Source organism: Paenibacillus illinoisensis NBRC 15959 (assembly GCF_004000925.1).
Classification (GTDB): Bacteria; Bacillota; Bacilli; order Paenibacillales; family Paenibacillaceae; genus Paenibacillus; species Paenibacillus illinoisensis.
This window is the reverse complement of the sequence record NZ_BIME01000002.1, coordinates 612,251-637,401: the sequence shown is the minus strand read 5'-3', so window position 1 is coordinate 637,401 and position 25,151 is coordinate 612,251. Positions and strand designations below refer to the sequence as shown.

At 45.2% G+C, this 25,151-nt stretch carries 27 protein-coding genes; 10 read left to right on the top strand and 17 right to left on the bottom strand.

Annotation, left to right across the window (positions count from 1 at the left end; translation table 11 throughout):
• Nucleotides 1-227: 227 nt before the first annotated feature.
• From csaA to PIL01S_RS08145, 6 genes are all read right to left on the bottom strand, one after another.
• Nucleotides 228-560 carry a chaperone CsaA gene (csaA, locus tag PIL01S_RS08170; protein WP_127537087.1) on the bottom strand — a complete coding sequence of 111 codons (333 nt, stop codon included), beginning with the start codon at nucleotides 558-560 and terminating at the stop codon, nucleotides 228-230.
• Nucleotides 561-585: 25 nt separating this feature from the next.
• Nucleotides 586-735, bottom strand: coding sequence for a putative quinol monooxygenase (locus PIL01S_RS30165; protein ID WP_371859939.1), 150 nt, complete (start codon nucleotides 733-735; stop codon nucleotides 586-588).
• A gap of 242 nt (nucleotides 736-977) precedes the next feature.
• Nucleotides 978-1,829 (bottom strand): SDR family NAD(P)-dependent oxidoreductase, encoded by an 852-nt coding sequence (locus PIL01S_RS08160; protein WP_127537086.1) that lies wholly within the window; start codon nucleotides 1,827-1,829, stop codon nucleotides 978-980.
• Between the two features lie 359 nt (nucleotides 1,830-2,188).
• On the bottom strand, nucleotides 2,189-2,806 hold the full coding sequence (locus tag PIL01S_RS08155) for a TetR/AcrR family transcriptional regulator (protein WP_246058121.1): 618 nt from the start codon (nucleotides 2,804-2,806) through the stop codon (nucleotides 2,189-2,191).
• 87 nt (nucleotides 2,807-2,893) lie between these two features.
• Entirely contained in the window at nucleotides 2,894-3,979 is a 1,086-nt protein-coding gene (locus PIL01S_RS08150; protein WP_174818674.1) for an L-dopachrome tautomerase-related protein, read from the bottom strand.
• A 305-nt stretch (nucleotides 3,980-4,284) separates the two neighbouring features.
• Complete coding sequence (locus PIL01S_RS08145) at nucleotides 4,285-4,560, bottom strand: hypothetical protein (protein WP_127537084.1); 276 nt, start codon at nucleotides 4,558-4,560, stop codon at nucleotides 4,285-4,287.
• 185 nt (nucleotides 4,561-4,745) lie between these two features.
• Between PIL01S_RS08145 and PIL01S_RS08140 the strand changes: the two genes are divergently transcribed.
• The 5 genes from PIL01S_RS08140 to PIL01S_RS08120 are packed head-to-tail and all read left to right on the top strand — an operon-like array spanning nucleotide 4,746 to nucleotide 7,059.
• Nucleotides 4,746-4,988, top strand: coding sequence for a spore gernimation protein GerQ (locus PIL01S_RS08140; protein WP_095357839.1), 243 nt, complete (start codon nucleotides 4,746-4,748; stop codon nucleotides 4,986-4,988).
• Between the two features lie 11 nt (nucleotides 4,989-4,999).
• Nucleotides 5,000-5,386, top strand: coding sequence for a spore coat protein (locus PIL01S_RS08135; protein ID WP_095357838.1), 387 nt, complete (start codon nucleotides 5,000-5,002; stop codon nucleotides 5,384-5,386).
• Nucleotides 5,383-6,519, top strand: a complete 1,137-nt coding sequence (locus tag PIL01S_RS08130; protein ID WP_127537083.1) for a zinc-dependent alcohol dehydrogenase — start codon at nucleotides 5,383-5,385, stop codon at nucleotides 6,517-6,519. Before PIL01S_RS08135 ends, PIL01S_RS08130 begins: the two co-directional genes overlap by 4 nt.
• A 31-nt stretch (nucleotides 6,520-6,550) precedes the next feature.
• Nucleotides 6,551-6,751 carry a hypothetical protein gene (locus PIL01S_RS08125; protein ID WP_127537082.1) on the top strand — a complete coding sequence of 67 codons (201 nt, stop codon included), beginning with the start codon at nucleotides 6,551-6,553 and terminating at the stop codon, nucleotides 6,749-6,751.
• Nucleotides 6,752-6,762: 11 nt separating this feature from the next.
• Nucleotides 6,763-7,059: a spore coat protein gene (locus tag PIL01S_RS08120; protein ID WP_127537081.1), complete on the top strand. Its 297-nt coding sequence runs from the start codon at nucleotides 6,763-6,765 to the stop codon at nucleotides 7,057-7,059.
• 196 nt (nucleotides 7,060-7,255) lie between these two features.
• Here the strand turns inward: PIL01S_RS08120 and PIL01S_RS08115 are convergent, their stop codons facing one another.
• The 5 genes from PIL01S_RS08115 to PIL01S_RS08095 all read right to left on the bottom strand — a co-directional run bounded on the left by PIL01S_RS08115 (nucleotide 7,256) and on the right by PIL01S_RS08095 (nucleotide 12,438).
• A complete protein-coding gene (locus PIL01S_RS08115; RefSeq protein ID WP_127537080.1) occupies nucleotides 7,256-8,995 on the bottom strand; it encodes an ABC-F family ATP-binding cassette domain-containing protein in 1,740 nt (579 codons plus the stop codon).
• 186 nt (nucleotides 8,996-9,181) lie between these two features.
• Nucleotides 9,182-9,352, bottom strand: coding sequence for a zinc-binding dehydrogenase (locus PIL01S_RS08110; RefSeq protein WP_307720981.1), 171 nt, complete (start codon nucleotides 9,350-9,352; stop codon nucleotides 9,182-9,184).
• Nucleotides 9,353-9,478: 126 nt separating this feature from the next.
• Complete coding sequence (locus PIL01S_RS08105) at nucleotides 9,479-10,180, bottom strand: hypothetical protein (RefSeq protein WP_127537079.1); 702 nt, start codon at nucleotides 10,178-10,180, stop codon at nucleotides 9,479-9,481.
• Nucleotides 10,181-10,306: 126 nt separating this feature from the next.
• Nucleotides 10,307-11,659 (bottom strand): sensor histidine kinase, encoded by a 1,353-nt coding sequence (locus PIL01S_RS08100; RefSeq protein WP_246058120.1) that lies wholly within the window; start codon nucleotides 11,657-11,659, stop codon nucleotides 10,307-10,309.
• A gap of 71 nt (nucleotides 11,660-11,730) precedes the next feature.
• Nucleotides 11,731-12,438, bottom strand: coding sequence for a response regulator transcription factor (locus PIL01S_RS08095; protein ID WP_127537077.1), 708 nt, complete (start codon nucleotides 12,436-12,438; stop codon nucleotides 11,731-11,733).
• 155 nt (nucleotides 12,439-12,593) lie between these two features.
• On the opposite strand from PIL01S_RS08095, the gene PIL01S_RS08090 reads away from it, so the two are divergent.
• Nucleotides 12,594-12,851: a GlsB/YeaQ/YmgE family stress response membrane protein gene (locus PIL01S_RS08090; protein ID WP_024630063.1), complete on the top strand. Its 258-nt coding sequence runs from the start codon at nucleotides 12,594-12,596 to the stop codon at nucleotides 12,849-12,851.
• Between the two features lie 144 nt (nucleotides 12,852-12,995).
• Here the strand turns inward: PIL01S_RS08090 and PIL01S_RS08085 are convergent, their stop codons facing one another.
• Together PIL01S_RS08085 and PIL01S_RS30225 are read right to left on the bottom strand one after the other, a co-directional pair.
• A complete protein-coding gene (locus PIL01S_RS08085; protein WP_127537076.1) occupies nucleotides 12,996-14,393 on the bottom strand; it encodes a catalase in 1,398 nt (465 codons plus the stop codon).
• Between the two features lie 172 nt (nucleotides 14,394-14,565).
• Nucleotides 14,566-15,018, bottom strand: a complete 453-nt coding sequence (locus PIL01S_RS30225) for a pentapeptide repeat-containing protein (RefSeq protein ID WP_246058119.1) — start codon at nucleotides 15,016-15,018, stop codon at nucleotides 14,566-14,568.
• A gap of 642 nt (nucleotides 15,019-15,660) precedes the next feature.
• Between PIL01S_RS30225 and PIL01S_RS08075 the strand changes: the two genes are divergently transcribed.
• The 3 genes from PIL01S_RS08075 (at nucleotide 15,661) to PIL01S_RS08065 (ending at nucleotide 19,208) form a co-directional block, all read left to right on the top strand.
• Complete coding sequence (locus PIL01S_RS08075) at nucleotides 15,661-17,199, top strand: glycine betaine uptake BCCT transporter (protein WP_127537074.1); 1,539 nt, start codon at nucleotides 15,661-15,663, stop codon at nucleotides 17,197-17,199.
• A 178-nt stretch (nucleotides 17,200-17,377) separates the two neighbouring features.
• Complete coding sequence (locus PIL01S_RS08070) at nucleotides 17,378-18,037, top strand: TetR/AcrR family transcriptional regulator (protein WP_127537073.1); 660 nt, start codon at nucleotides 17,378-17,380, stop codon at nucleotides 18,035-18,037.
• 34 nt (nucleotides 18,038-18,071) lie between these two features.
• Nucleotides 18,072-19,208, top strand: a complete 1,137-nt coding sequence (locus tag PIL01S_RS08065) for an alpha/beta hydrolase (protein ID WP_127537072.1) — start codon at nucleotides 18,072-18,074, stop codon at nucleotides 19,206-19,208.
• 230 nt (nucleotides 19,209-19,438) lie between these two features.
• On the opposite strand, the gene PIL01S_RS08055 is transcribed toward PIL01S_RS08065, so the two are convergent.
• Nucleotides 19,439-19,864 carry a hypothetical protein gene (locus PIL01S_RS08055; protein WP_127537071.1) on the bottom strand — a complete coding sequence of 142 codons (426 nt, stop codon included), beginning with the start codon at nucleotides 19,862-19,864 and terminating at the stop codon, nucleotides 19,439-19,441.
• Between the two features lie 304 nt (nucleotides 19,865-20,168).
• On the opposite strand from PIL01S_RS08055, the gene PIL01S_RS08050 reads away from it, so the two are divergent.
• The gene (locus PIL01S_RS08050) at nucleotides 20,169-21,377 is read left to right on the top strand and encodes a sugar efflux transporter (RefSeq protein ID WP_127537070.1); all 1,209 of its coding nucleotides are present in this window, start codon (nucleotides 20,169-20,171) and stop codon (nucleotides 21,375-21,377) included.
• Nucleotides 21,378-21,736: 359 nt separating this feature from the next.
• Here PIL01S_RS08050 and ggt read toward each other — a convergent pair whose 3' ends face one another.
• From ggt to PIL01S_RS08035, 3 genes are read right to left on the bottom strand one after another with little or no spacing between them, the layout of a single operon-like run.
• A complete protein-coding gene (gene ggt, locus PIL01S_RS08045) occupies nucleotides 21,737-23,317 on the bottom strand; it encodes a gamma-glutamyltransferase (protein WP_127537216.1) in 1,581 nt (526 codons plus the stop codon).
• A gap of 57 nt (nucleotides 23,318-23,374) precedes the next feature.
• Nucleotides 23,375-24,703 (bottom strand): amidohydrolase family protein, encoded by a 1,329-nt coding sequence (locus PIL01S_RS08040; protein WP_127537069.1) that lies wholly within the window; start codon nucleotides 24,701-24,703, stop codon nucleotides 23,375-23,377.
• Nucleotides 24,700-25,140 (bottom strand): cupin domain-containing protein, encoded by a 441-nt coding sequence (locus PIL01S_RS08035; protein WP_090898515.1) that lies wholly within the window; start codon nucleotides 25,138-25,140, stop codon nucleotides 24,700-24,702. The genes PIL01S_RS08040 and PIL01S_RS08035 overlap by 4 nt, the downstream gene beginning before the upstream one ends.
• Nucleotides 25,141-25,151: the final 11 nt, after the last annotated feature.

The following is a 25,151-nucleotide window of genomic DNA, read 5'->3' as shown; positions in this document are numbered from 1 at the left end:
TATCTTATTTATAATGTGTGAACTCCGTAAGTGCTAACCTTATTTCTGCTTCATAAACCAATTCATGATTACTCCAAAGATTAAACGAATAGAGTGAGTCCATATTACAATTTGACAAAAAAACTGCACCTCCAATCTGTTAGATGGTGTCTAACAATTGGGTGCAGTTCACACATTGGTCAGCTTGCTTTCTTATTTGTATTCAGTTAACGTTCTCGTCGTCTAACTTATGCAATAGGAGTACCGTTAGGGATTTCAGTATCCGGCGTTAATAGAATAACATCTCCTTTTTCCGGGACTCCGCCCAAAACTAATACCTCCGATTTGAATCCAGCAATGCGCCGAGGAGGAAAATTGACGATTCCAACAATTTGTCTTCCTATAACGTCCTCAGCCTTGTAACGCTTCGTTATTTGTGCACTTGAGGATTTCATCCCGATCTCCGGTCCAAAATCTATCTTAAGCTTAATCGCAGGGATCTTTGCTTCTTCAAAAAACTCCGCTTCCTTAATCGTTCCGACACGAACATCTAGTGCTGCAAACTCATCAATTGTTGCCAATGTTTGACCTCCCGAATGTTCTAGTTTAATGCGCTGGACGAAACGGTTTCAGGAGTCGAATCCCTTCCTCAATGGATCCCTCCATCAGTTCTAAGAGCTGAGGCACCAGTTCCTGCATCCGCGGGGCGTTCAGGTGTCGATCGAGAGCATCCCGGTTTTCCCAGCGCTCGTAGATGATAAATGTACCAGGCAGGCCCTTCTACCTCGTGAGCTTCATAGTCAATGTTACCCTGGTCGTTCCGTAACGGGGTGACAGCTGCAGTCATAAACGCCCTCATCTCAGCTTCTCTCCCTGCCTTGGCTCTCGCCTCCCAGAGTACAGTAACGTAACGGTTATTGGTATCGTTCATGTTGATTCCTCCTAAGTTATTAATAATGCATGTTCAAACGGTTGTTGTGACATCAGTCATACTCCCGTTACTGCAGCTTCATCTGGCTGCGGAGCATCCGGTCGAGAAGTTTATCCGGGAGAATACGAACCAGTCGGGTCAGCAGAGCCGAATCTCGGCCAGCCGTATATCGGGTGCGCGGATTACTTGCGTGGATGGCTCGTGAAACCACTTCTGCCACTTTCTTAGGAGGAATACCGCTCGTTGCCCACGATTCAGCCTGCGCCTTCACGGCGTCAAAAAGACGACCATGGCGTCTGTGCTGATCGGGAGTCATCAACTTGGACAGCCGATTGGCTGTCGTAACCCCTTTCTCCGACAGGCTGGTGCTGACACCGCCCGGAGTAATCATGATAACATTGAGTCCGAACGAGGACATCTCTCTGCGGAGGCTGTCATTGATCGCTTCCATCGCGTATTTTGCAGCTGAATAAATTCCGAAACCGGGCATGGAGATTTTGCCACCAACGGATCCGATATTCACTACGCGTCCGCTGCTCTTCAGCAAGGCGGGAGTAAGCGCCTGAATAACCGCAACTTGCCCGATCACGCTGACTTCGATCTGACGGCGTAATTCATCAAGCGGAACCATCTCAAGAGGTGCATTAACGGCAATGCCGGCATTGTTGACCACTGCGCGGAGCGGGCGACCAAGCGGATCTTGCTCCACTCGTTCGGCCAGCGCCCTTAGTGTGTCGATAGCGGTAATATCGAGAATCACCGGTTCGATATTTTTTTGTTTGATTTTGTCGGCATCTTCCTGACGGCGAACCCCTGCTAAAACGTGAAATCCTTCAGCGGCGAGCTGCTCCGCGGTAGCCCTGCCGATTCCACTTGAAGTACCTGTGACGACAACCATTTCTTGAGTTTTATATGGCATTGTAAACCTCCTGAGTTTAATAAGTTATGAATCACTGTATAGCACTGTTATACGGTCATTATAGCACCGCTATACAGAGCTGTCTATAGCGGTGCTATATATTTTTTTATATTGTGATCCTCCTGCGACCTGAACATCATTAATGACGGGCGCAACGTGAGTTACTTCGATGCTTACGAGATACCGTGGCGTGAGGAAAGAGATCATCGAATCCCTCTGAATTGAAAAAGATCGCCATCCTGCTTGGATAGGCGATCTCTTATGTGCCTCTATTTGTGGTCCTTCATCATTTACCATGAAACAAAACAAAGCCCACATTGGGGCTTTGTCTGGAGTCTCCAGGCTCTGTCATCGATCCCTCATTTTGAACCGGAGTCCGGCATTGGGATCAAGATGATCTGCATCACACTTTCTCGAATGAGATCAACGACGTGAGGCTGGGGTGGGGGTGCCTTGCGTATTTGGGACGTCACATACAGCCAAGAGGCCGTATTGGCTGAAGCCCAGACCAGATCTGCTGCAGCTTCGTCTGAAACAGCCAGTTTTCCTGCGGCAGCAACTCTTTGAACATTTTGCACCAGTGCTTGGTATGACTGATCTGCCGCTTCGATATGGGCGCCCTCAAGCAGCCGCCCCATCATTGCCGCATATATCCGAGGACGGGCTGCCGCGAAGCGGACATAGTCATCCCACCCCTGACGAAGCGCCATCTCTGGAATTGGGGACTCCACTGCGGCAATTTTGCTTTCGAATAACTGTTTGAACGCTTCCACTATAGCTGCACTCAGGAGTCCATCTGCATTACCGAAATGGTGGTAGAGTGTAGGTGCCGTAACCTGCGCGATCGAAGTGACAGCTCGCGTCGAAAATTGGGCTCCGCCCTCTTCTTCGAGTACCTTAAGAGCAGCTGCTAATATTTTGTCATATGTGTTCATAACCTCTATTATAGCAGTGCTATACACGTATGTCCATGACAAGGCTATACTCCTATGACCATGATCATCCCGTTTGAGATCACAACATGGTGAAACACTGCCTCATTTCGTTTTAATGGGTTCTATTTATCAAAAAGTAGGTGCAGGTAATTCATCAATTTTCAAACGTAGTAAACTATACGGTTTTATTCGCAGGTCTTTTCCATAATGAAATCTTGCCTGTCTATGTAATTGGTTCACAATTACATATAAGTATTGATCCGGTCCAATAGAAAACGTATCTGGCCATAAAATTCGGGGATCATGGGCGATGGTTTCCATGATTCCATTCGGCAATATCTTTCGAATACTATCGTTTTCATAATCTCCAGCATACACGTTTCCTTTTGCGTCCGTGATCATCCCATCAGATGCACCCTTCTCTCCCCAATACTGCACAAGATCACTTAACTTGAAATCCGGTATCGTTCTGTCTCTTAACGATTCTGTTGAGATCGAGTATAGCTGGCGACTGGTTAATGGACAATAGAATAACATTTTTCCATCAGGGGAATTGGCTATCCCATCAGAGGCCAAGCGAAAGGGAGATGTCGAACCATCTGCGTTTCGATTCATCAAAATTTTACCTTCCACTTTCGGTACAAAATACGGATCGGGTGAGGTTGAGCTTGCTCCATGCAACCGTCTATACGCATTGCCGTTTTCTAGATTTACGACGATAATAGCGCCGGGACCATTGGAAGAAGAATCCGTTATATAGGCGTAACCTGCGTTACCTACACGAAAGTCAAATCGGACATCATTCAGATACGTTGTCGGCAGGACCACATCATCTGCAAATGTATAAACTTTTCTTATTGTGTTTGTTTCTAAATCTACCGCGACTAATTTTGCCCCTCCTATAATGGGCTCAGAAAAATTTGGTGCAGCCGTGTCCAGTACCCACAGGGCTCCCCTTCCATCTGCAACAACACTTTGCACACTAATGAAGGACATCGCGAGATTCAATGGGTTGATCAAATTCGTTTCTACATTAGGATAAGGCTGCAGCTGTCCCTCAACAATTTCCGCTACCGTAAATCTAACGTCATCTCCCCATTTCGGAAAGCAAATAAAGATTCGCCCGGTTTCGGATACACTAACGCCTGTAGGCATAGCCCCGTAAAAGGAATGAACGAGTTCTAGCTTACCAAAATATTCTTCCATAGGTAACATAGGCTGTATGATGTCCTCCTCAACATAGTTGGATAGATATTACCTATAATTATGTTCAAGACTTTTTCTAATGCCTGGCCCTTAATCATTCTTTATCAACCGTGATTTTGAAATTGTCCGATACATCTAAAAATACAAAAAACTTCGGCGTAAGCCGAAGCATGTTGACCGTAACGATATGTGTTCTAGGAAAATTGCTTCCTCCGATCGTCAACGCAGGGTAAATCCCCATGCAGAGAGTTTCGGAGAAAATACGGAATAGAAAGAAAAACGCTGCCAAGCTTATCAGTACCAGCACCGTTTTATTATTGGTCCGGGAGACGTAATGCGTTTGCGGAAGTTTGCGCTTGATCTAAAAATTCATCTGCTCGGGTCAATTGCTGCCGGGCTTTTTCCAGCGCTTGTGAATTTGTTGCATTAGATTCATTTAACGAGCTTATTGCCTGATTTAAAGCCGTCTGCACCTCAGAAACCGCATTAGATGCATGCTGCTCCAGTGTATTTCCACTCGAGTTAAGGGCACCTTCTGCCGGTTTTCTTGCATTTTCGGTGGCTAGATCAATTTTGTTTTTATTGGGCACAGTGAGTCCTCCTCCCTATTTCAAAATCATTTAAAACAGAAATAAGTATCGGATTATGATTTTGTTTATATTCCTGCAACTGTATGGGAATATTCGGATCTCCCATCTCCCGCAATCCATTTTAGTATAAGATCCGATTCGTTGGAAAATCTAACGCTAATGAAAAAGGAGGTGATCATTTCTCCATGAACAAACCAACACTAGCGCCGCACGAATCGATGGAACTGCATGAAGCTTTAAACTTTAAAACGCTATGCATCGCTAAGTCAAAACTGATGCAAGGCCTGGTCTTTGACCAAGAGCTAAAAGCTTTAATGCAGAAAGACGTCACTGAGTCCATACAACAGATCGCCGAGCTGCAAGCAATCTACGCGAAAGCTCCTTTCCAAGCACCTGTTCCGAGTAGTCCGACACCTATAACACATTAAGGGGAGCTCAAATGAATACCGATTATTTAGACCCGATTAACTCATTAAATATGCCGGAAATGGCAGATATGACTTTTGCCATGGACTTCCTTATTCGTGCCAAGGAAGGTGTACGTAATCTGTCTATCGCCCTGACGGAAACGGCTTCACCAGATGTAAGAGCCCTTCTGCACACTCAGCTTAAACAAGGGATTGCAATGCACCAGGAAATCTCGGAGCTCATGATTCGCAAAAAGTGGTTCCATCCTTACGAGCTGAATGAACAGTACCAACTCGACCAGCTATCGGCCAATAATACGGTAATGATCGGGCAGATGAATCTGTTCCCGGGAGATACGTCGCGTAAAGGGATGTTTGATCGGACCCCAGATGAACATATTGGAGGACATAAAGCATGAAGGCGGTAACGTATCAAGGGGTTAAAAATGTCGTGGTCAAAGAGGTTCCGGATGCGAAGATTGAGAAACCGGACGATATGATCGTAAAGATCACCAGTACCGCCATTTGCGGTTCTGACCTTCATCTTATTCACGGGATGATCCCTAACCTTCAGGAGAACTATGTCATCGGACATGAGCCGATGGGGATCGTAGAAGAAGTAGGCCCTGGCGTGACCAACCTAAAAAAAGGCGACCGTGTAATCATCCCGTTTAACATCGCATGTGGAGAATGCTTTTATTGCAAAAACCAGCTGGAAAGCCAATGTGACAATTCCAACGAGAACGGAGATATGGGGGCATATTTCGGCTACTCGGGAACGACGGGCGGATATTCTGGCGGGCAAGCTGAGTATTTACGGGTTCCGTTTGCCAATTTCACCCACTTCAAAATTCCTGAGAACTGCGAACAACCGGACGAAAAGCTAAGCTTGATTGCTGATGCCATGACCACGGCATTCTGGAGCGTAGATAATGCCGGCGTAAAAAATGGAGATACGGTCATCGTTCTCGGATGCGGCCCAGTTGGACTCCTGGCCCAGAAATTCTGCTGGCTGAAAGGAGCAAAGCGGGTCATAGCCGTTGACTATGTCGATTACCGCTTGCAGCATGCGAAGCGAACGAACAACGTCGAAATCGTAAACTTCGAACAAGATAAGAACATTGGCAATACACTCAAGGAAATGACCAAAGGTGGCGCCGATGTTGTCATTGATGCAGTAGGCATGGATGGCAAGATGAGTGATCTTGAATATTTAGCCAGCGGTTTGAAACTGCAAGGCGGCACCATGAGCGCATTTATCATTGCTTCTCAGGCTGTCCGCAAAGGCGGCACCATCCAAGTCACTGGGGTATACGGTGGTCGTTATAACGGCTTCCCGCTCGGTGACATCATGCAGAGAAACGTGAATATCCGTTCCGGACAAGCTCCAGTTATTCACTATATGCCGTATATGTACGAGTTGGTTACGTCTGGCAAAGTGGACCCCGGCGACATTGTTACTCACGTCATTCCGCTCAGCGATGCCAAGCGGGGCTATGAAGTGTTCGATACAAAAACGGACAATTGTATTAAAGTCATCTTAAAGCCTTAAATATGGATAGATACTTGGGAGGACAATCCGAATGAATTCCAAATACGCATTGCATGAGGTGCTTGAGGTACATGAAATAGCTGCATTCAAGACGGTTTGCTTGACTAAATCCCAGACCATGCAAGCTCTGGTAACAGATCCGGAACTCATGCAAATCTTGCAACAAGATGTGACATTATCACAACAGCAGCTTCAGGAGCTCGGTGAAGTGCTGTCTAAAGCGACTGTATAGGAGATAAAAAAATGAACCCAATATTAGAACACATGTCAGGCCTTCATACGCTTACTGATGACGTAATCGCAATGGATTTGTTGATAAATGCCAAGAGCGGAGTCAGAAATTACGCCATGGCTGTGACTGAATGTGCCACCCCCGAAATCAAGCAAATTTTGATGAAACAGCTCGATGAAGCTATAGTCTCTCATGAAAAGATATCAAATTACATGGTACAGCAAGGTTTATACCACCCTTACCATATTTCAGAACAAATTCAGCTTGATCTGAAAAACATTCAAACGGCTATGAACATTCCGTCCTGACACCGTTTAACCACTGCCGGAGACTTCAGAGTGCATAGTGTACTGTGTCCATAATCCAGCAATGAAACAAGGGCGGATACACTCCGCCCTTGTTTCTGCTGCGTCACTATACAAAACTTAAATAAGCGTTTCGTTCCTTTTCCTTCGCCAGTTTTCCTTTGATATTCCTCGCGATACTAGCGGGCACAATTCCATTTTAGAGCAACTTAATTAACTCTTCTAACTCATCAACCAATACTTTGGCAAGTTCAAAATTAGTATCTTTTAAAGCCAATTCTATTTTCATTTCAACTGATTTTTTCTGTTGTTCAGTTTCTAAATAATCTTTATTAAAATGACTAGCATAAATCATCTGTCTAAATTCCTGCATACTCATTTTGCTAATCGTTTTATCGTCAATGATTAAAACATAATCCATACCATTTACAACAGTATAAAAATCATGAGAAATCATGAGAATCGCACCTTTATAGTCTTCAATAGCTTTCTCCAGTGCAATTTGTGAGTAAGTGTCTAGATGGCTTGTCGGTTCATCAAGAAGCAACACGCCCGCTTGACTGCCAGAAACTTTAGCCAGTTGAAGCATGTTTTTTTCTCCACCAGATAATGATTCAATCTTTTGATCAAGGATTTCTCCTTCAAATCCATAATCTGTAAGATGCGATCTGATCTCATCATACGTTTTAAATCCAGCATCTATGAAATCATGTAGTATGGTATTCGAATCTTTAAGCATTTCACCTTGAAGCTGAGATAAATAAGCCACATTAACATCATCATTTATTTCAATGGAATCCTGATTGTTTTTATAGATTTCACGGAGTAAAGTGGTTTTCCCGGTACCATTTGGACCGATCAGGGCTACTTTATCTGTTGATTTGATCTCGAAGTTCACATTTTCCAAAAGCAACTCGTCAAAGGAAACGCTATAATGATTGACTTTAAGAACAACGGTGTCTTCGATTTCCTTATTGATACCAAAACGGATATTCGGCTGCTTGATATCGACAAACGGCTCTTTTATCCGACGTGCTTCCAATCTCTCTTGAAACTTGACTCTGGCTTTTAACGCTCTGCCTCTTGAGGCTTCCGAATTATACGTGGCGATCTCTCTAAGATTGTCGATGATGTGATCGTATCTCTCTATTTCTTCAGCTTCAGCAACCGCGATTTCTTGCAGCTCGATCTTAGTCTGAAGCAGCGAGAAGTTGTACTCGATATATCGCCCGTCAAACTCTTGGATTTCCGTATTTTCAAGGTGAATAATTTTGTTGAAACAATGATTCAATAGATAACGGTTGTGCGTAACAACGAGCAGCATTCCCTTGTGGGAATTAATTAATTTTTTAAGCGAATTTAGGTTTTCAAAGTCCAAAAATACATCGGGTTCATCCATAATCAATAAGTCTGGACGATTGAGCATTTCCTTCATCACTTGAATAAGTTTGAATTCCCCACCACTCACGTCGGATATATTAAGATCTTTGAGCTTCATGAGGTTGGCCAGGTTTAGCTGCTTATTGATGGTGTTTTCGAAATTATCCCCACCCATCGATTCGAATGCATCCAAAGCCGATTGAACCTTCTCCATCAGCGAATCCATGTCAGACGTGGTGGACATCTCCGCATACAGTGCAGTGATTTCATCTTGTATCTTAATAAATTCTTCTCCGATATATTCAAATACGGTTGTTTCTTTCGTTTTGTCGACTTGCGAGAACTGACTGACATACCCTATTCTGCATTCCGGGTCTATCTCTAACTTGCCCTCGAACAAATATCTTTCCGGATCTATCAGTATATCGACCAGTGTACTTTTCCCACTGCCACTTGTTCCTATAAAAGCGCAATGTTGTGCCTCTTCTAACGTAAATGAAATGTTGTTATATAGTTCTTTTTGCGGAAATGAGAAGGATAAGTTATCAACTTTTATCATAGTGTTACCTTTCTTTATAACCTAAATGGTGACTATTATTAAATATATTATTGAACATAGACTTTCAGAGTAACACTGTTTACCGACTAGTTCAATCTATTTTACTTTCCCCAGTAATATGTACTGAGGTATCATTTATCCACCATTCCCTTTTGCCATCTTGCGGAAATGAAAACTCCCAAAGTTTCAATGCCTACTTATTGGTAATTTGGTAATCAGTCTTCCGGTATTTGGCTTAAGCACTTTATAGCTGTTCTCAGCTACTACTCCACCCATCGTGTCAAATACTAAATCGATATCTTTTAGAATCTCTTCAAATTTTTCCTTTCTGTAATGAATGACTTGATCAGCACCCAATGAATAGAGAAGTTCATGTTTTTTTCACTTGCTGACGAGTCTACAAACGAAAAAATACCTGCCCTCTTCCGGGCAGGTATTAAAGGTGAATCGTATGAATGGCTTACCAACGTCGATCACTATATATTAGTCCAGAAGGCTGTAGATCTGAATGCTCTCCACCTTGGCATCCTTAATATGAAACGACATCACATCCACATAGTTGGACGGCTCGTAACGGAAGTCATCCTCCTCATCAGGGGCTCCATCACCAAGCAGTTTCCCCTCAGGGTAGGCGTTTTTGAGTGTATCCAGACTATCTCCTGCTTTAATGTTTCGTACTGTTGCGTACTTAGGATCTGTAATCTCGATATGAAAGATGGAGTCTTGTTTCCCCTCCGGTATACTGATTGTTTTAATTTCCAGACCAGGATACGTATATACCTTTTCTGTAAAACCGATTAACGTATCCATGTTGGTTCCATCGTCGGCAGTGTACGTATGGGATTTCAGATTATCCGGTTTCCCGAGCATCTGTTCCATCTGCTCTTCATTCGCTGTATCGGAAATCGCAATGGTGTGCTCATTATAGACAAAAGCAAGCTCCTTCAGCACCACATTGCCTTCCTTCTCCATCGAACCTTCCTTAATCGCTTCACCACTCTGTTCTTCGGAATTTTCAGAAGGAGGTGCTGTGGAATTCGATGCTCCTTCACCTTTGCTTTGTTCATTTGCTGTGTTCTGTCCGGTTGCTGGAGATGTAGCATCACTGGACTGACAGCCCGTTAATGCCCCCGTTAGTAAAGCACCTAGTACGATAAAACCTGCAGCTTTCTTTGTTAACTTCATCATGATCCCTCCATAAATGTGATTTGTTCTTATGAAGTGATTATAAAAAAAGCATTTGTTAGTCTCATAACAGAAATGTACCAATCTTGTAACGTTACCTAATTAGGCTTGGGTTTAGAATGCGGTCTACACACGAGGCAAAACAATCGTAACGCTCGTTCCTTCCCCGATCTGACTTTCCATGTCGATATATCCATTAAACCGCTCTACAATCTCCTTGCAAATCGAAAGTCCAAGACCTGAACCGTTCGCTGTACTTGCATTTTTTGCCCGGTAAAAGCGTTCCTGCACTCTCTCCAGTTCATCGCTCGCAATTCCGATTCCTTGATCACGTATCCGAATAACGATCTCGCTTGGCGTATGTTCCATCTCTACTTTAATCTGTGAGTGATTGCCTGAGTACTTGATAGCGTTGTCCACAAGGTTGGCGATTGCATGGGACATTAACATTGGATTGATGTTGGCATAAACTCTTGTTGTACCCTCATCATCCGGTTCTCCCTGTGCTTTACTAACCATAATCTTGATCCCTTTATCTTTAGACTTCGCTTCCATATTCATTGCCACCTGCTGAATCAGTTCGTTCATTTCCGTTTTCCGGGCTTCCAGTTCGTTAGAACCAGCCTTGTCGAAGCGGGATAGCAGCAACAGTTCATTAATCAAGCGTGTCAACCGATCCGACTCCTGCAGCAGATGACCATAGATTTTTTGCAGTTCCTTGTTCTCATTCTCCCCTTCAACCAAGTATTGAGAGAAACCACGAATCGCTGCCAAGGGTGTTTTTAACTCGTGAGATACGTTGGAGACAAATTGTTTCTGGTACTGAATGTAATCATGTAGCTGACGCCCCATGGAATCCAGCCCATCTGCCAGCATGCCCAGCTCATCCTTCCGGTTAAGATGAACTCTTTGAAACTCTTGTCTAGAGAAGCTTTGCACAGCGCCAAGCAGCACCTTAATCGGCTTGGTTGTGTTGCGGGCAATCCACAGACTGGCTAACGTAATCAGTACAATGAAACCGCCCGCACCCGCAAACAGGATATAACGGATTTGATCCATCATCACATAAAAGTACGAAATGTCGTCCACGAACTCATACACATAAGCGTTCTCGTAAAATTGATTCTGAATGGGAGTCGCAAAATAAAGCAGATGATCTTCCGTTACGGTGTAGGCATAACTGCCGCTCAGGGCTTTCTCAATATTTTTGTCAAAAATAAGAGGTTTGCCATCATTAATGATGATGCCATCCACAGCGAGGCCCAGCAGCTGCTTGGAGCTGTCATAAATTCGTACTTCCTTCCCTGAAGCTTTCAGCTTCTCCAGAGCAAGTCTGACGATTTCCTGGGTCTGGGGCTCTACTGACGATGACCTATGCTGTGCTAACACCTCTCGAAAGGATAGCTCGGACAGATCCGCCTTCTCCATCATTTGTTTCTCAATAGTAACGAAGCTGTAGTAATCAATGGCTTTATTCACCGCAAAAATGATGATGCCAAAGGACAGCACGGAGAAAAATAAATAATTCAGCAGTAACCGGGTTGCATATTTCAGGCCTCGCCACCTCCAAGCTGATAGCCGAATCCATAGATCGTCCTGACATACTTCGGTTCGTCCGCGTTATCCTCCAGCTTTTTCCGTAATCGCATGATGGTCATATCCACACTGCGACTGTCTCCCATAAAGTCATATCCCCATCCGATCTGCAGCAGCTCATCCCGGGTAAAGATTTTGTCCGGCCTTTTGAGTAACGTTTCCAGAATTTTAAACTCTTTGGCCGTTAAAGACACGGGTACACCGTTTTTCAGCACCCTTCGGCTTTCCAGATCAAATGTTAGCTCTTCATGAATGATGGGTGTTGATTTCATCTCTGTTCCTTCACTGGATTTCTCCTTGCTCTCGTTTCTTCTCAGAATCACCTTGATCCGAGCGAGCAATTCACGATTGTCAAAGGGTTTGGTCATGTAATCTTCCGCTCCTAGCTCAAGTCCGAGCACTTTGTCGATTACCTCATTTTTGGCAGAGAGCATGATGACAGGAACGGCACGTTTCCCGGTGATTTCCTTGCACAGGTCATATCCGGAGCAGTCAGGCAGCATCAAGTCAAGCACCACCAGGTCCGGCCCAAAAGCATCCAGCAGCTGCAGGGCTATTTTACCGTTTTCAGCAGTTTGAACAACGTAGTTTTCTCTCCTCAGTACGAGCTCGATTAAATCTCTGATGGCAGCTTCATCATCAATGACTAGAATTTTCTTCAATGTACACCCCTATCTAGCCTTGTTCTCCAGCTTCAATTATATTTAACCCAATCTTAGCACAGACACTTTAGATTCCTCCACCAACTGGAAGCTGAGGTATATTCCACTGAGCCCAACATAACTTGTAATAAACCCGAAGAAAGGAGAACAACTCAATGGATCTGCTCTGGGTACTCATTGTTGGTGGACTTATTGGCTGGTTAAGCGGCAACTTGATTGGGCGTGACGTACCGGGCGGTGTACTTGGTAATATCATTGCGGGTTTTATCGGTTCCTGGTTAGGAACAGAATTGCTGGGACCAAGGGGTCCGGTGATTGGCGGATTTCATATTATTCCAGCCATCGTTGGCTCGATTATTGCCCTGCTCATCTTCTTCGCTCTGGCACGCGGCGGAGCCTTCCGAAGACGTTAACGAAGTGAAGCGGAAACCGATACCATCGTTTATTAGAATTTTATTAATTTGCTGCCACGGCATAGTAGGTAAAGGATAAAAACAAAAGGACCGAAAGCATTCATCGATGAAAGATGAACACTTACGGTCCGTTTTTGTACTGAATTATCCCTTCTTCAACGCAGCGATCTGGCGTGCTACCCTTTCGGCTAATGTTGCATCAGCCTCGTATAAATAGCCTAACACAATCGTCTGTATCTCATGAGAAGCTGCCGATAAGTCATCAGCGAGGTTCTGAACAAGATGATCCTGTTGAACCCCTGTTAGCGACTGGTAGAATTGTCCCGCTTGGGTGAAATTATCAGCCTTCGGAATATCGGATCGAACGAGCCGGCCAGCTACATAACGCCCTTCTCCGCTCGTTACCTGATCCATCGGTGACCAGTTGGCTTGATGGTTAATCGGAATTTTGCGAAAGTCCGATCCAAGGCGGTGGCGCTGTGAATCCCAATAAATATTACTGCGGCCTTGCAGCATTTTATCATCGGACAGCTCAGCACCATCCAGAAGGTTGGACGGGGAGAATGCCAGCTTCTCGATCTGCTCCTGATAATTCGTCGGGTTCTTATCCAAGACGAGTCGACCAACGGGCAGAAGCGGGAATTGACGCACATCCCACACTTTCGTGTCATCCAACGGATCGAACGGCAGCATTGCCTCATCCTGTGGGTTCATCAACTGCACATACAGCCCATACTGGACAGGTGTACCTTGTGCAATCGTGTCATATAAGTCTTTACCCGAATAATCGGGGTTCTCGCTAGCCAAGCGAGCCGCTTCTTCCGCATCGATATATTGCTCTCCAGCTAATGGAATCCAGCGATATTTGACGTAGAAGCGTTCGTTCTTTGCATTTTTCCAAACATAGGTGTTAACACTGTGTCCTGGCGTATGGCGGAGGCTCTTGATCGTCCCTTCGTCCGAGTACAGTCGTACAACGAAATGGGTTGCCTCTGGTGCTCTAGCAATGAACCCCCAGAATCGATTCGGATCAATGAGATTGTTAACGGGTGATGGCAGGAAAGCATGAATTGACTCAGGAAACCGGATCGGGTCTCGTACGAGAAACACGGGGATATGATTACAAAGCAGGTCGAAAACGCCTTGCTCGGTATAAAATTTCGTCGAAAATCCACGAACGTTGCGGGATGTATCGGGTGTTCCTTTGTTGCTGACCGCAAGTGAGAAACGAACGGTAACAGCAACCTGTTGTCCTGGTTTTTGTAAGAAGCACAGGTTCGTATAAGCGGCCATCGAGTGTAGGGTTTCAAAATAACCCAATGCTCCGAATCCCTTTACGTGGACCGGGCGCTCTAAAATTTTTTCGTGGACAAAGGTTTCGAGTGTTTCATGCAGCATGCTGTCCTGCTCCAGAATCGGCCCCCGTTCCCCTACTGTCTGTGAATGGTGTTCTGGCGACTGCATGGCATGCCACTCGGATTGCACATTGCCTCCCTTCCTGCTTCGATTGTTTCCCTGATTATTAGCATTGTTACCGTCCATTGTTCCGCCCCCTATACCTACATTCTCGGGGATATATATGCATGGCTAGGTACTCAATATGACAGCATGTCATATTCGGAGGCTGTATCTAGAACCTTCAACGAACAACTACTGGGACAATCCTTGGTTTGAAACTTCGATGCGGTTTTTTAATAACAGACCTGTGACAGGATCATTCTCGCTGAACGTCCAGACTACTGAAAAATCGTTCAACAAAAACATCACCATATATTTTCTTCATATGTACTGTGTTAAAAATATATTGATTCATATGCTCAAGCTTGCGCAGACTGCGTACCAGTACTTTCCGTTCATCGTCAGATAGATTAGGGTCATTGTCAATCTTCGTCATCGCATTTTTCACACGTGAGGATACCTGTTCAACATACAGATGATTTTTGTATTTTGGCGGAATACATTGCGTCAGGTCACAGTTCACAAAACGAACACCTTCAAGGATGCAGTTTTCAAAATTGGCGATTAGCTTTTGTTTGCCATTTCCCTCAAACGTAATATCAACCAGCTTGCCGGAAAAGGAACAATTAACGATATTCGCCGCTTGTAAAATCTGGTCATTGAATCTGCATTTAACAAAAGTACAATCGATGAACGTTGCATTCTCCAATGTCATGCCTCTCATATCGCAGGAGGAAAACTCACAATTGGTGAAAACAGCTTCGCCCTTGGCAATGCCAACTGAGCGCAAGTCGGAACGAATAAATGTACAATGATCAATCGTAGTATCGGCAAAAAATCTCGCATTGTTAAGATCGCAGGTATCAAACACAAGTTGATTCAGATTACAGCTCCAAAAGATAGGTGAACCAACATTCGAGTTTTTTATAGTCGTTCTGCTTATCGTTACGTGCTCATACCTGACAATATCAGAAAATAATTCGTTATCTATGGACATACCAGACTCGAGTCTTATCATCCTTCTCATCCTTTCATTTCTTTCTTCAGAATCTCTTATATTTAAAAATACACTATACTTTCAAATGCTGCTCCTAAAAGTGATGATTCCCTCTTAGATTTTTCAAGTTATTTCTATATAACTAAAATCTGAAATTCTCAATCTACCATCTCAGTTTAACAGGCGATCATAGATAATTTACTATTCTGGAGAGATCAAAACAAACCGACGGGTGTTTCAATACAAGGCGGTTTGTTTTATTTTATCAACAGCTGGCTTTCCGAAATATTACACGCTGGACTAGTACATACTAAGGAAAAGTTGGATGAAGCTTACATAACGGGGGTTCTCTTCATGGTATTTACAATCACAATTATCATCGTTGCACTATTTGCAATTTGGGGAGCTGTCGCTCCTGATCAGCTGGCTGATGCGGCTGACGTAGCCTACAACTTCTCTATTCAGAATTTTGGCTGGTTTTATTTGCTAGCAACACTGTTCTTCCTGATCTTCGCTTTCTATCTGGCATTCAGCCGATTTGGCGGTATCAGGCTGGGGGATGACGATGATGAACCGGAATATTCTACGGTTTCCTGGCTGTCTATGCTGTTTAGCGCTGGTATGGGCATAGGTCTGGTTTTCTGGGGAGTTGCAGAACCGCTGTCCCACTATTTATCTGCACCGGAGGGAGCGGTACCCGAAACTACGCAAGCCGCAAGACTTTCAATGCGTTATTCCTTTTTCCACTGGGGTCTGCATCCTTGGGCCATCTACACCGTCATCGGCTTAGCGCTTGCTTATTTCCAGTTTCGGAAAGGCCATAAGGGGCTGATCAGTTCGACCTTTATTCCTTTGATCGGTGAACGTCTTGCTGCAGGCTGGCTTGGTAAGGTCATTGATATTCTGGCCGTCATTTCCACCATCTTCGGAGTTGCGACCTCGCTTGGATTGGGTGCACTTCAGATCGGCGGGGGGCTGAATTACTTATTCGGTATTCCCAACTCAACGCTGTCCCAGGTTGTCATCATCGCCATTGTAACTGTATTGTTTTTAATCTCGGCAACCTCCGGTCTGGATAAAGGTATTAAGATTTTGAGCAACACCAACCTCGTTATAGCTGTGCTATTAATGTTGTTTGTTTTGGTGACTGGGCCGACTTCTTTTATATTTGACACATTCACGACCACCTTGGGAAGTTACCTGCAGAATATTATTAACATGAGTTTGAGACTGACGCCGTTTTCAAGAGAAACCTGGATTGGAACCTGGACGTTATTTTACTGGGCATGGTGGATCTCGTGGGCTCCTTTTGTTGGCACGTTTATCGCAAGGGTATCCAAAGGAAGAACCATTAAAGAATTTGTAATTTACGTCATGGTTATTCCAAGCCTTTTCGGATTTATCTGGTTCTCCGTCTTTGGGGGAACAGGACTTCAGTTGGAATTGTTCAATGCCGCTCATCTGGCGGAAGCCGTCAAAGAAGACACAACAACTGCTTTATTCCTTATGCTGGAGCAGCTGCCTTTAGGCACGATTACAGCATTCGTTGCTACTCTTCTGATCATGATCTTCTTTATTACGTCGGCGGATTCGGCTACCTTTGTGCTGGGCATGCTGACTTCAGATGGCAAGTTGGACCCGAGTACAAGAGTAAAATTAACCTGGGGAATCTTGCAGTCCGCCATCGCGGTAGTTCTGCTGATCAGCGGGGGATTGAACGGCCTCCAGACAGCCTCCATTGTGGCCGCACTGCCGTTCGCTGTTGTCCTTATCGGCATGTGTGTCTCCCTACTTAAAGCTCTGCAGGCTGAGGACAGAGAACGCCGTCAAAAGGAAAAACGGCAGCGCCAAAAATTGAAACGATTACTGGAGGAACAGGAACTTGCAAAATGAAGTTCCCCATAGATAATCTATACTTGATCTCTATAGAGATGGCACCTGCCTATAGGCGGGTGCCTTTTGATTTGTCTGTCCTACATTATTGATATTTAATATTTCAGTACTACTTGACATGTGAATCAATTATCGATAAGGTGTGAATGAGTTCACACTTTATATTAAGGAGTACTCTATGCCAAAAAAAACTTTCTTTCGTTTAGATGAAGCAAGACGCGAGGAAATATCTAATAGCGCTATGCATCTTTTTGTTAATAATCTTTACGAGGATATATCGATGAAGATGGTTTTGGATTGTTTATCCATGCACCCTGGAACATTTTATCGCTATTTTGAAGACAAAGATGACCTTTATTGTCTCTTAATACGTAATGTGACCCAGAAAAGAGCTTCGTATTTTAATAACACGAATGACGATTCCCTTTACCGGTTTTTCCTTACTGGCTTATTTGGTAATGTTAATGGCATGATAACCGAGCCATTGAATGAGTTGGAAATCAAACTTACTGAAACAGTACTATACATTCCTGAGGACATATTGCTTAAAGTCTATCTGGATGTGCTAAAGGGAGAGTCATTCCCCATCATCAAGAACATTTTACGCCGAATGAGGGTTGATGGATCTCTCCGACCTGATATTGACGACGACCTGATTTCTTTTATGTTTGAGTCCATGCAGTTTAATCTTGTCATGTTTTTTCGAGAATTCGATATCAAGGACTCTAAGCTGCAACTGAAGATTAGCAAGTACTTTACTGACTTTATGGGTCATGGGCTGCTCGAAGATCATAAATATTCTGAAATGGTTAGCGATCTCAAGAAAGCCAAGGAGTAGATACGATTCCAACGAATATAGGGGGAATAAGAAAATGAAAACGTATGATGCATTTCCAGAACCCATTGGCGGCTATACGGTGGGTCGAACCCAGATGGATTTTGAGTACATGGCATCAGATCACTCAAAAAGAGAACTGACGGCGTTTGTGTACTATCCGTCCGACAGTAACGAAGGGAAGACGACATCAACGTACATGTTTCCTGAAGTATACGAGATGTTGAATGAGCAGCCGCTTCTCACTGCGTTGAAGGATGCTTACTCTATCGATATCCAGACCCAGTGTTACGACGACCTTGCTCTCTCTGGGAAGGAAAAGCACTATCCGGTATTATTCTATGTTTGCGGCGGGGGAGGTTCTCCAGAATGGGGTACCGTGATCTGTACAGACTTGGCAAGCATGGGATATGTAGTGGTAAGCGTCGGCCACCAGAATAGCACCATGTATAAGTGTAAAGATGGACGCCTGTTTAATGTATCAAAGGATTTTTCGGATGTTATTATGGCGTTTTCTGAAGATCCGGAAATGGTGGAGTTGGCTGGTAAGATGGAGATGCGGCCTGACGAAGAAACTGCCATTGAGATGTGCCAAAACGTGCTTACACTGCCGATACTTGCCAAGTTAACAGAGCATAGCGAATTACAGGCAGAAGATATAAGGTATGTAGCCGATTATCTTTTCAAACTGGACTCTGGAGAACTGAATTCCATCTTTAAGGGCAGATTATGGCTTAACATCGGCATGGGTATAGTCGGACATTCTTATGGAGGGCCTACGGCGGCGATTGTTTGCCGGGACGACGAAAGGTTCGCCTGCGGGATTGGCTTGGATAGCGGTGCGTTCGGACTTCAGGGCAGCGACCTCAAGAAACCCTTCTTGCTACTATTTAGTGAACCTAACTATAATATGAATGCGATAATTGGCGCTAACAATAGCATGGAAACCTATTATTTCTCTGTTGATGGTGCTGCTCATTTAGATTACTGTGACATCGTGTTTACCAATGTTAATGAGGAACTCAGAGGCGAACGGGACGCTATGGAAATGCGAAATCTTGTAACAGACTATACGAAGAACTTTTTTGATCATTACATACTACAGAAGGCAGCAAGTGTGGAAAGTCTGGCATACGTTGGCGTGGACTTGGTCAAGAAGACCAGCAACAAGTGACATACCCGAGAGGCTGCTATAAATGCATGTCTAAGAACTAGCCGTACAGACACAGAGCCAACAACCCAATTATGCGGTTATCGGCTCTCTCCTATTTCGGCATTATTTCTATTTGAAGTTTATTCCTATCTTAGCTTGGTGTCATCCCTTTTAATGTCCTTCGCTACCTGATTGCCTTCAGCAGAAATATTAAACATCTGTTGTCTGTAGATCTTGGTATTGGTGTGGTTTTAGATTACAACAGACGTTCCGACGTCTCTAGCTGTATCGCGGCTGATCAGCATTACGGTGCCAATTTCGGATTTGAGCAATGTCACCCTCATGAGAAGCTGTTGTACGGCCACCCGCTGATTAACCTCCTCGTTCATGGGTATGCTTGACCCTTCTCCGAGCCTGTAGATCAATTCGTTTTCGACTAATACTGACTTCGTAATCTTGTCGTATTCCTTGATAAATTCATTCAATGAGGACTTAATCTGGGATGTATACAAGGAGGCAAATTCCTGTGAAGATTCTTCCAGCCCTTTAGCTGACTGATGAAAAATGAATACGCTTACAATAATAGCGGAATGATGCAGGCCAGAAGGTAACTCAACATCAATTTGTTTTGAAATCTCAACCTTTTTATCATGGGCATCCCTTCCTTTGGTGCTCATCTTATCTTTTAAAATCTACTGTCCGCCATAATTGCGTTAACTTTAACGCTCCGACCCCTATCTTGTAAAGGGATTTTTGTTGCCTTCAAGCATAGTTTACAGCAGGATGGGTCCTTGCATCATGCTCAACATGTACTGTCTTAAAAATGACTATGTAATTCCTTAAAAACAACCTGTTGATAGCGAAGTGGGCAGATCCCAAGTGGATATAAATCATTTTCCAGTAAAATACAATTAGACGAGATAAAGCAAGGTCATGTATGGTGATTACACAACAAAAAATTCTTAGGAGTAATCTCACACTATGTTCATTCGATTCGTTAGCCTATTTTCCATTCCTTCGTATGCTTTACTCTTTATCTGTATGGCATTGCAGGGAATGGGCATTTCGCTCAGCACCCCCTTTTTATCTATTTACTTCACGGAAAGGCTTGGCGTATCTATTGGCATGTTTGGTCTTTATCTAGGCGTTACACTAATAGCAGGAATATGGATCAGCACGCTAATCGGGAGACGTTCCGACCTCGGCTTAAATCGAAAGGGCGTTTATCTTTTCTCTACTCTCGCTAATGCCCTGGCCTTTAGTGGATACTTGTTCATTCAAGATTTTCCGATCTTGTTCATTTACATGACTGTGTTTACTGCACTAGGTGCACCAGGGATGCCTCAGTTGTTCGCTATTTCCAGAGAAGCAGTGATAAAGAGTCATTTTACGGAGCGTGCGTTTGCTAATTCTACTTTGCGTTCTGCTTTCTCTCTCGGCTTTATTACAGGTCCATTAATCGGCACTTTATTACTCGCTGCTATTGGATTTGAGGGGATTTTTTTGGGTACAATCGGAGTTTTCCTACTTGTTGCTCTGCTTGTTTTCCTATTTCTCAAATCAAACAAGGAAATGAAGAGCAATCAAGCTGAAGTGAAAATAAAAAGTTTCCGGCTGGCTCAAAACCGAGATATTTTAATTCCTTTTCTAATTCTGATACTCATGTATACCGCTCATTGGATGAGCAGCATAAACACGGCTCTCTTTATTACAAACAATCTTGGGGGAACAACAAGCGATGTCGGTTTAGTCAGTAGTATATGTGCTGCACTGGAAATTCCTTTTATGATTGTACTCGGTCTACTTAGTGCAAAGTATAGTAACCGAATCTTGGTGTTTTGCGGGGCTATTTTCGGAGGAGCTTATTATTTCGTTATACTTATATCAAACGCGATGTGGCAAATGCTTGCTGCACAAATTTTGCTCGCTGTTTTTGTCGCCGTCATTTCTGCAATTGGAATTAGCTACATTCAGGACCTGCTGCCCAGAATGCCAGGATATGCTTCCACGCTATATTCCAATTCATCCACAATCGGCAGACTGCTTGGCAGTCTTGTTGGTGGTGGAGTAGCCAGCATTGTCGGTTACCGATACTCATTTATTTTCTGCTTTATACTAATCATTATTGCTGTGATTATGCTTGCGGTAAGTGGACGACAGCCTGCAGATGAACCGCAAATTTCAACCTAATTACGCCGATTCAACGGGATAATATAGATATTTGGGATTTTCCACGTTTGGGGTATGGCATCTTATTCTAAACTTAAAACAAAAGCTGCTGATCACATTGATTAGCTGCTTTTGTTCAGCTATTGAGTAATCGTTTACCGATAGTTTAATAGAGTAAGCAGCTGGCATTCGCCGAACATAGAAAGACCGCCATTAGAGGCGGTTTTAAAGTTTATCAGTTCTGCCCAACAATATGTCCTGGGGATATGGAGATCTGGGATGATTCGCTGTAAGCCTTGATTTTATACAACAAAAGGTATTAATTCTCTTAAAGTTAGAGCCACTCACCTAATTAGAGCGTGCTGCACCCTGTTCTGTTTTTACCATCCAATAGCCGCACCATCGCAGCGGGGGTCTGTGCCCCCGAGCAGGAAGCCATTGTCATCGATCATAATGGCATGCGCATGTCCCATGACTCTAGCAAAATCTTCAACTGTGTGTACCTTGTGTCCGGCGAGTCGTAAACGCTGCTGCACTTCTGCCGCGATTCGGCCCTCAACTCTCAATTCTTGCGTTGCCTCTCCCCATGTTCTTCCCCACACCCACCGAGGTTCACGCACAGCGGTCTGGGGGGTCATACCATAATCCACCATGCGGGTCAGCAGCGCGGTCTGTGTCTGTGGTTGACCTTCTCCTCCCTGGGTACCGTACAAGATATACGGCTTCCCATCGCGGCAAGCCATTGCCGGCATCAGCGTATGAAAGGTTCTTTTGTCCGGTTCAAGCCTGTTCACATGCGACGGATCAAGGGAGAAGAACGAGCCTCGGTTCTGCAGCAAAATACCGGTGTCTCCCCCAACCACAGCAGAGCCGAACTCAAAATAGAGACTTTGGATAAATGAAACGGCATTGCCCTCACTGTCTACTACAGCCGCATATGCCGTATCATGACCTACCGGCTGGGTATCCATCGGCAGAGCTCGCTCCATATCGATGCAGGCCGCCAGCTTCGCGGCATAGGATTTGGATAGCAGCTGGTCCAGAGGAATGGAGGAAAATTGTGGGTCTGTCAAATAACGATCGCGGTCACGGAAGCTCAGCTTCAGCGCCTCCACAAGCAGGTGATAGTACTCATAGGAACCATGCTCTATACTCTCCAATTCAAATTGTTCTAGAATTTGCAGCGCCATTATACCGGTAAAGCCCTGTGAATTCGGAGGGACCTGATAAAGATCAAGCCCTCGGTAGCTCCCTTTGACCGGTTCCACCCATTCACCTCTGTGTCTCGCAAAGTCCTCCAGTGTCAGCAGACCTCCCTGCTCCTTGAGTGAGCGAACAATCTCCTGACCAACACTGCCTGAATAAAATACGTCTCGGCCCTGGTCCGCAACCTGCAGCAGGCTGCTTCCCAAAGCAGACTGCACAAAGCGGCTGCCTTGCTCCGGGACCTTGCCTCCGGGCAGATAGATGGCGGCTGTCTGTGGATAAGCTGCCAGCACATCTGAACGCTCGGCCGTATTGACATGCTGGTCCGGCGACAGCGGGAAGCCTTCCAGCGCATAACGGATCGCGGGCTCAAGCACCTCTGCCAGCGTCTTCGAGCCATATTCCTGTAATATGGCATCCCAGCCGTCCACCATACCCGGCACGGTAATGACGCTGCGGGGTCCCCGCTGCGGGATGGCTGATTCGCCCGCAAAGCAGGCTGCGGTAATCCCGCTGCCCGAACGCCCACTCGCGTTATATGCCCTGATTTTTCTCTCTTCGGTGCTATAGGTTAACCAGAAGGAATCGCCTCCCAGTCCCGTCATATGTGGATATACGACAGCAAGACAGGCGCTCACCGCCACGGCGGCATCAAAGGCGTTACCTCCTTGCTGCAAAATACGCGCTCCTGCCGCGCTGGCCAAAGAATGAGGACTGACTACCATCGTCTGTGTGCCTGTGACTTGTGGAACCATCTTGCCACCTTCTTTCTCTTCTATGTTCAACTGACGGTAATTCCTGTTTGTTGCTTATTATGTTACCAATTCAGAAGCGAATGTCTGAGCTGTATGCAAAGCAGACTGCCATCTGCCGGAGGCATACACCCAGCGACTCATTTTTGTACCTGATAGCAGCTGCGTGACATCCGAAGCATCCGTGACAACAAAGTTGCAGTCATGCCCTTCTTCAATCCCATACTCGTCGCAGCCCGTAATTTCAGCAGGTATATCCGTGATCATCCGCAGCAGCTGTACTAAATCCCGTTCACTGCCCATATGGGCAGCATATGATGTGATTTGGGCGATCTGTATCAGATCCCCGCGGCCGAACGGATGGAACGGGTCTTGAATATTGTCGGAGGCCGCAGCAAGCGGAATGCCTTCTGCAAGCAGCTCGCGAATGCGTGTTGTGCCCCGTCTTACCAGGCCGCGATCTTCCCGTCCCTGAAGATACAGGTTCACCGCAGGCAGCGTTACCGCGTTCAGACCGGCTTCCTTCATCTTCGCCATCACATGCTGTGCATCTTTTTCCGTCATTGCAGACAACGAGCACAGATGATCTGCTGTCACTCTGCCCTGATAACCGTGGCGAATCGTATGCTCTGCGATGCTCAGCACGGTTTTTTTTTCGGGATGATCACTTTCATCTGCATGCAGATCAATGGGCACACCGAAATGATCCGCTAACCGAAAAATCCTGCCAATCTCTCTTTCAGAGTCATCTGCCAGATGAGGGGCTCCACCCAGTACATCAATTCCCATCCGTAGTGCTTCCTCGATTGCCTCATCCGCAGCTTCTTGATTGCCGCGGAACGGAACCATGAGCGCATATTGGATAGCCATACTGTCCTTCAACTTCTCCCGTACTTCCAAGGCTGCCTCAATAGTCCGAAAGGCCACCTCTCTCCCCAAATGAACAGGGAAGTCAAGGTGGCTCCTTATGGTCGTGGTCCCGTAGCTCAGAGCCATTCTAGCGGCAGTCAGCATGCGTTCCGCTAGCTGCTCCTTGCTGAATGTCTGTACAGCCTGGCTGTAATTAAGAATGGCTTCATGAAGCGTGCCGGATCGGTTCGACACCTGCTCAAGCGAGAAGGCCTTATCCAAATGCATATGAGAGTCAACCAGGCCAGGAAGCATCATCCCGCCCTGCAGATCGATGCAATCCGCGTCTGCGAGCCGTTTCAGATCCGATCCAGCCTGGTGCGGGACCATCAGACGGGAAGCACCGCTTTCCCGTGCATCAAGGAAACGATCTTGCCGACGGATACTAACCCATTTTCCAACCTCCGCCTTTAGTTCATAAAGACAGAGGTCTTCTCGGTGCGGAAGGCATACATTAATGAAACGCAGCCCTGCACTCATTGTGCGGTAGCCAGCGCCTGAAGCACGGCCAGATCCTCCTCGTCAAGCTCGGTGGCCGGACCCGCTTTGATCATATCCGAGAACATCTCGTCTGGTACCATGGTCGTCAGACAATACAGACGCGTGCTGCCCGTGTTAATAATATCGTGATGGTTGCCCGGTGGAATGATAATGAATGAGCCTTGGCGGATCGGAGTCTCATACTCGTTGCCAACTTTGGCTAGCCCCTCCCCTTTTAACACATAAAAATATTCATAAGCTTCCCGGTGTTCATTGGATGGAGTTCTGCCTCCAACCTCGAAGATCTCCACAAATGAAGTGAAAGGAACCTGCTCCCTGTCGCACAGCAGGATGAACTTATTCGTATCCTGTGCGGAAATTTTGTGGACGGGACAATTCTCAAAGTTACCAGCAACCAGACCTGGAATGTTCACCATATACATTCAAC

Excerpts from the sequence above, each read along its gene's own strand:
- PIL01S_RS08160 (WP_127537086.1), bottom strand. The coding sequence starts at position 1,829 with ATGCCATATAAAACTCAAGAAATGGTTGTCGTCACAGGTACTTCAAGT.
- PIL01S_RS08150 (WP_174818674.1), bottom strand. The coding sequence starts at position 3,979 with ATGTTACCTATGGAAGAATATTTTGGTAAGCTAGAACTCGTTCATTCC.
- PIL01S_RS08140 (WP_095357839.1), top strand. The coding sequence starts at position 4,746 with ATGAACAAACCAACACTAGCGCCGCACGAATCGATGGAACTGCATGAA.
- PIL01S_RS08135 (WP_095357838.1), top strand. The coding sequence starts at position 5,000 with ATGAATACCGATTATTTAGACCCGATTAACTCATTAAATATGCCGGAA.
- PIL01S_RS08130 (WP_127537083.1), top strand. The coding sequence starts at position 5,383 with ATGAAGGCGGTAACGTATCAAGGGGTTAAAAATGTCGTGGTCAAAGAG.
- PIL01S_RS08125 (WP_127537082.1), top strand. The coding sequence starts at position 6,551 with ATGAATTCCAAATACGCATTGCATGAGGTGCTTGAGGTACATGAAATA.
- PIL01S_RS08120 (WP_127537081.1), top strand. The coding sequence starts at position 6,763 with ATGAACCCAATATTAGAACACATGTCAGGCCTTCATACGCTTACTGAT.
- PIL01S_RS08115 (WP_127537080.1), bottom strand. The coding sequence starts at position 8,995 with ATGATAAAAGTTGATAACTTATCCTTCTCATTTCCGCAAAAAGAACTA.
- PIL01S_RS08105 (WP_127537079.1), bottom strand. The coding sequence starts at position 10,180 with ATGAAGTTAACAAAGAAAGCTGCAGGTTTTATCGTACTAGGTGCTTTA.
- PIL01S_RS08090 (WP_024630063.1), top strand. The coding sequence starts at position 12,594 with ATGGATCTGCTCTGGGTACTCATTGTTGGTGGACTTATTGGCTGGTTA.
- PIL01S_RS08085 (WP_127537076.1), bottom strand. The coding sequence starts at position 14,393 with ATGGACGGTAACAATGCTAATAATCAGGGAAACAATCGAAGCAGGAAG.
- PIL01S_RS08075 (WP_127537074.1), top strand. The coding sequence starts at position 15,661 with ATGGTATTTACAATCACAATTATCATCGTTGCACTATTTGCAATTTGG.
- PIL01S_RS08070 (WP_127537073.1), top strand. The coding sequence starts at position 17,378 with ATGCCAAAAAAAACTTTCTTTCGTTTAGATGAAGCAAGACGCGAGGAA.
- PIL01S_RS08065 (WP_127537072.1), top strand. The coding sequence starts at position 18,072 with ATGAAAACGTATGATGCATTTCCAGAACCCATTGGCGGCTATACGGTG.
- PIL01S_RS08055 (WP_127537071.1), bottom strand. The coding sequence starts at position 19,864 with ATGAGCACCAAAGGAAGGGATGCCCATGATAAAAAGGTTGAGATTTCA.
- PIL01S_RS08050 (WP_127537070.1), top strand. The coding sequence starts at position 20,169 with ATGTTCATTCGATTCGTTAGCCTATTTTCCATTCCTTCGTATGCTTTA.
- ggt (WP_127537216.1), bottom strand. The coding sequence starts at position 23,317 with ATGGTTCCACAAGTCACAGGCACACAGACGATGGTAGTCAGTCCTCAT.
- PIL01S_RS08040 (WP_127537069.1), bottom strand. The coding sequence starts at position 24,703 with ATGAGTGCAGGGCTGCGTTTCATTAATGTATGCCTTCCGCACCGAGAA.
- PIL01S_RS08035 (WP_090898515.1), bottom strand. The coding sequence starts at position 25,140 with ATGGTGAACATTCCAGGTCTGGTTGCTGGTAACTTTGAGAATTGTCCC.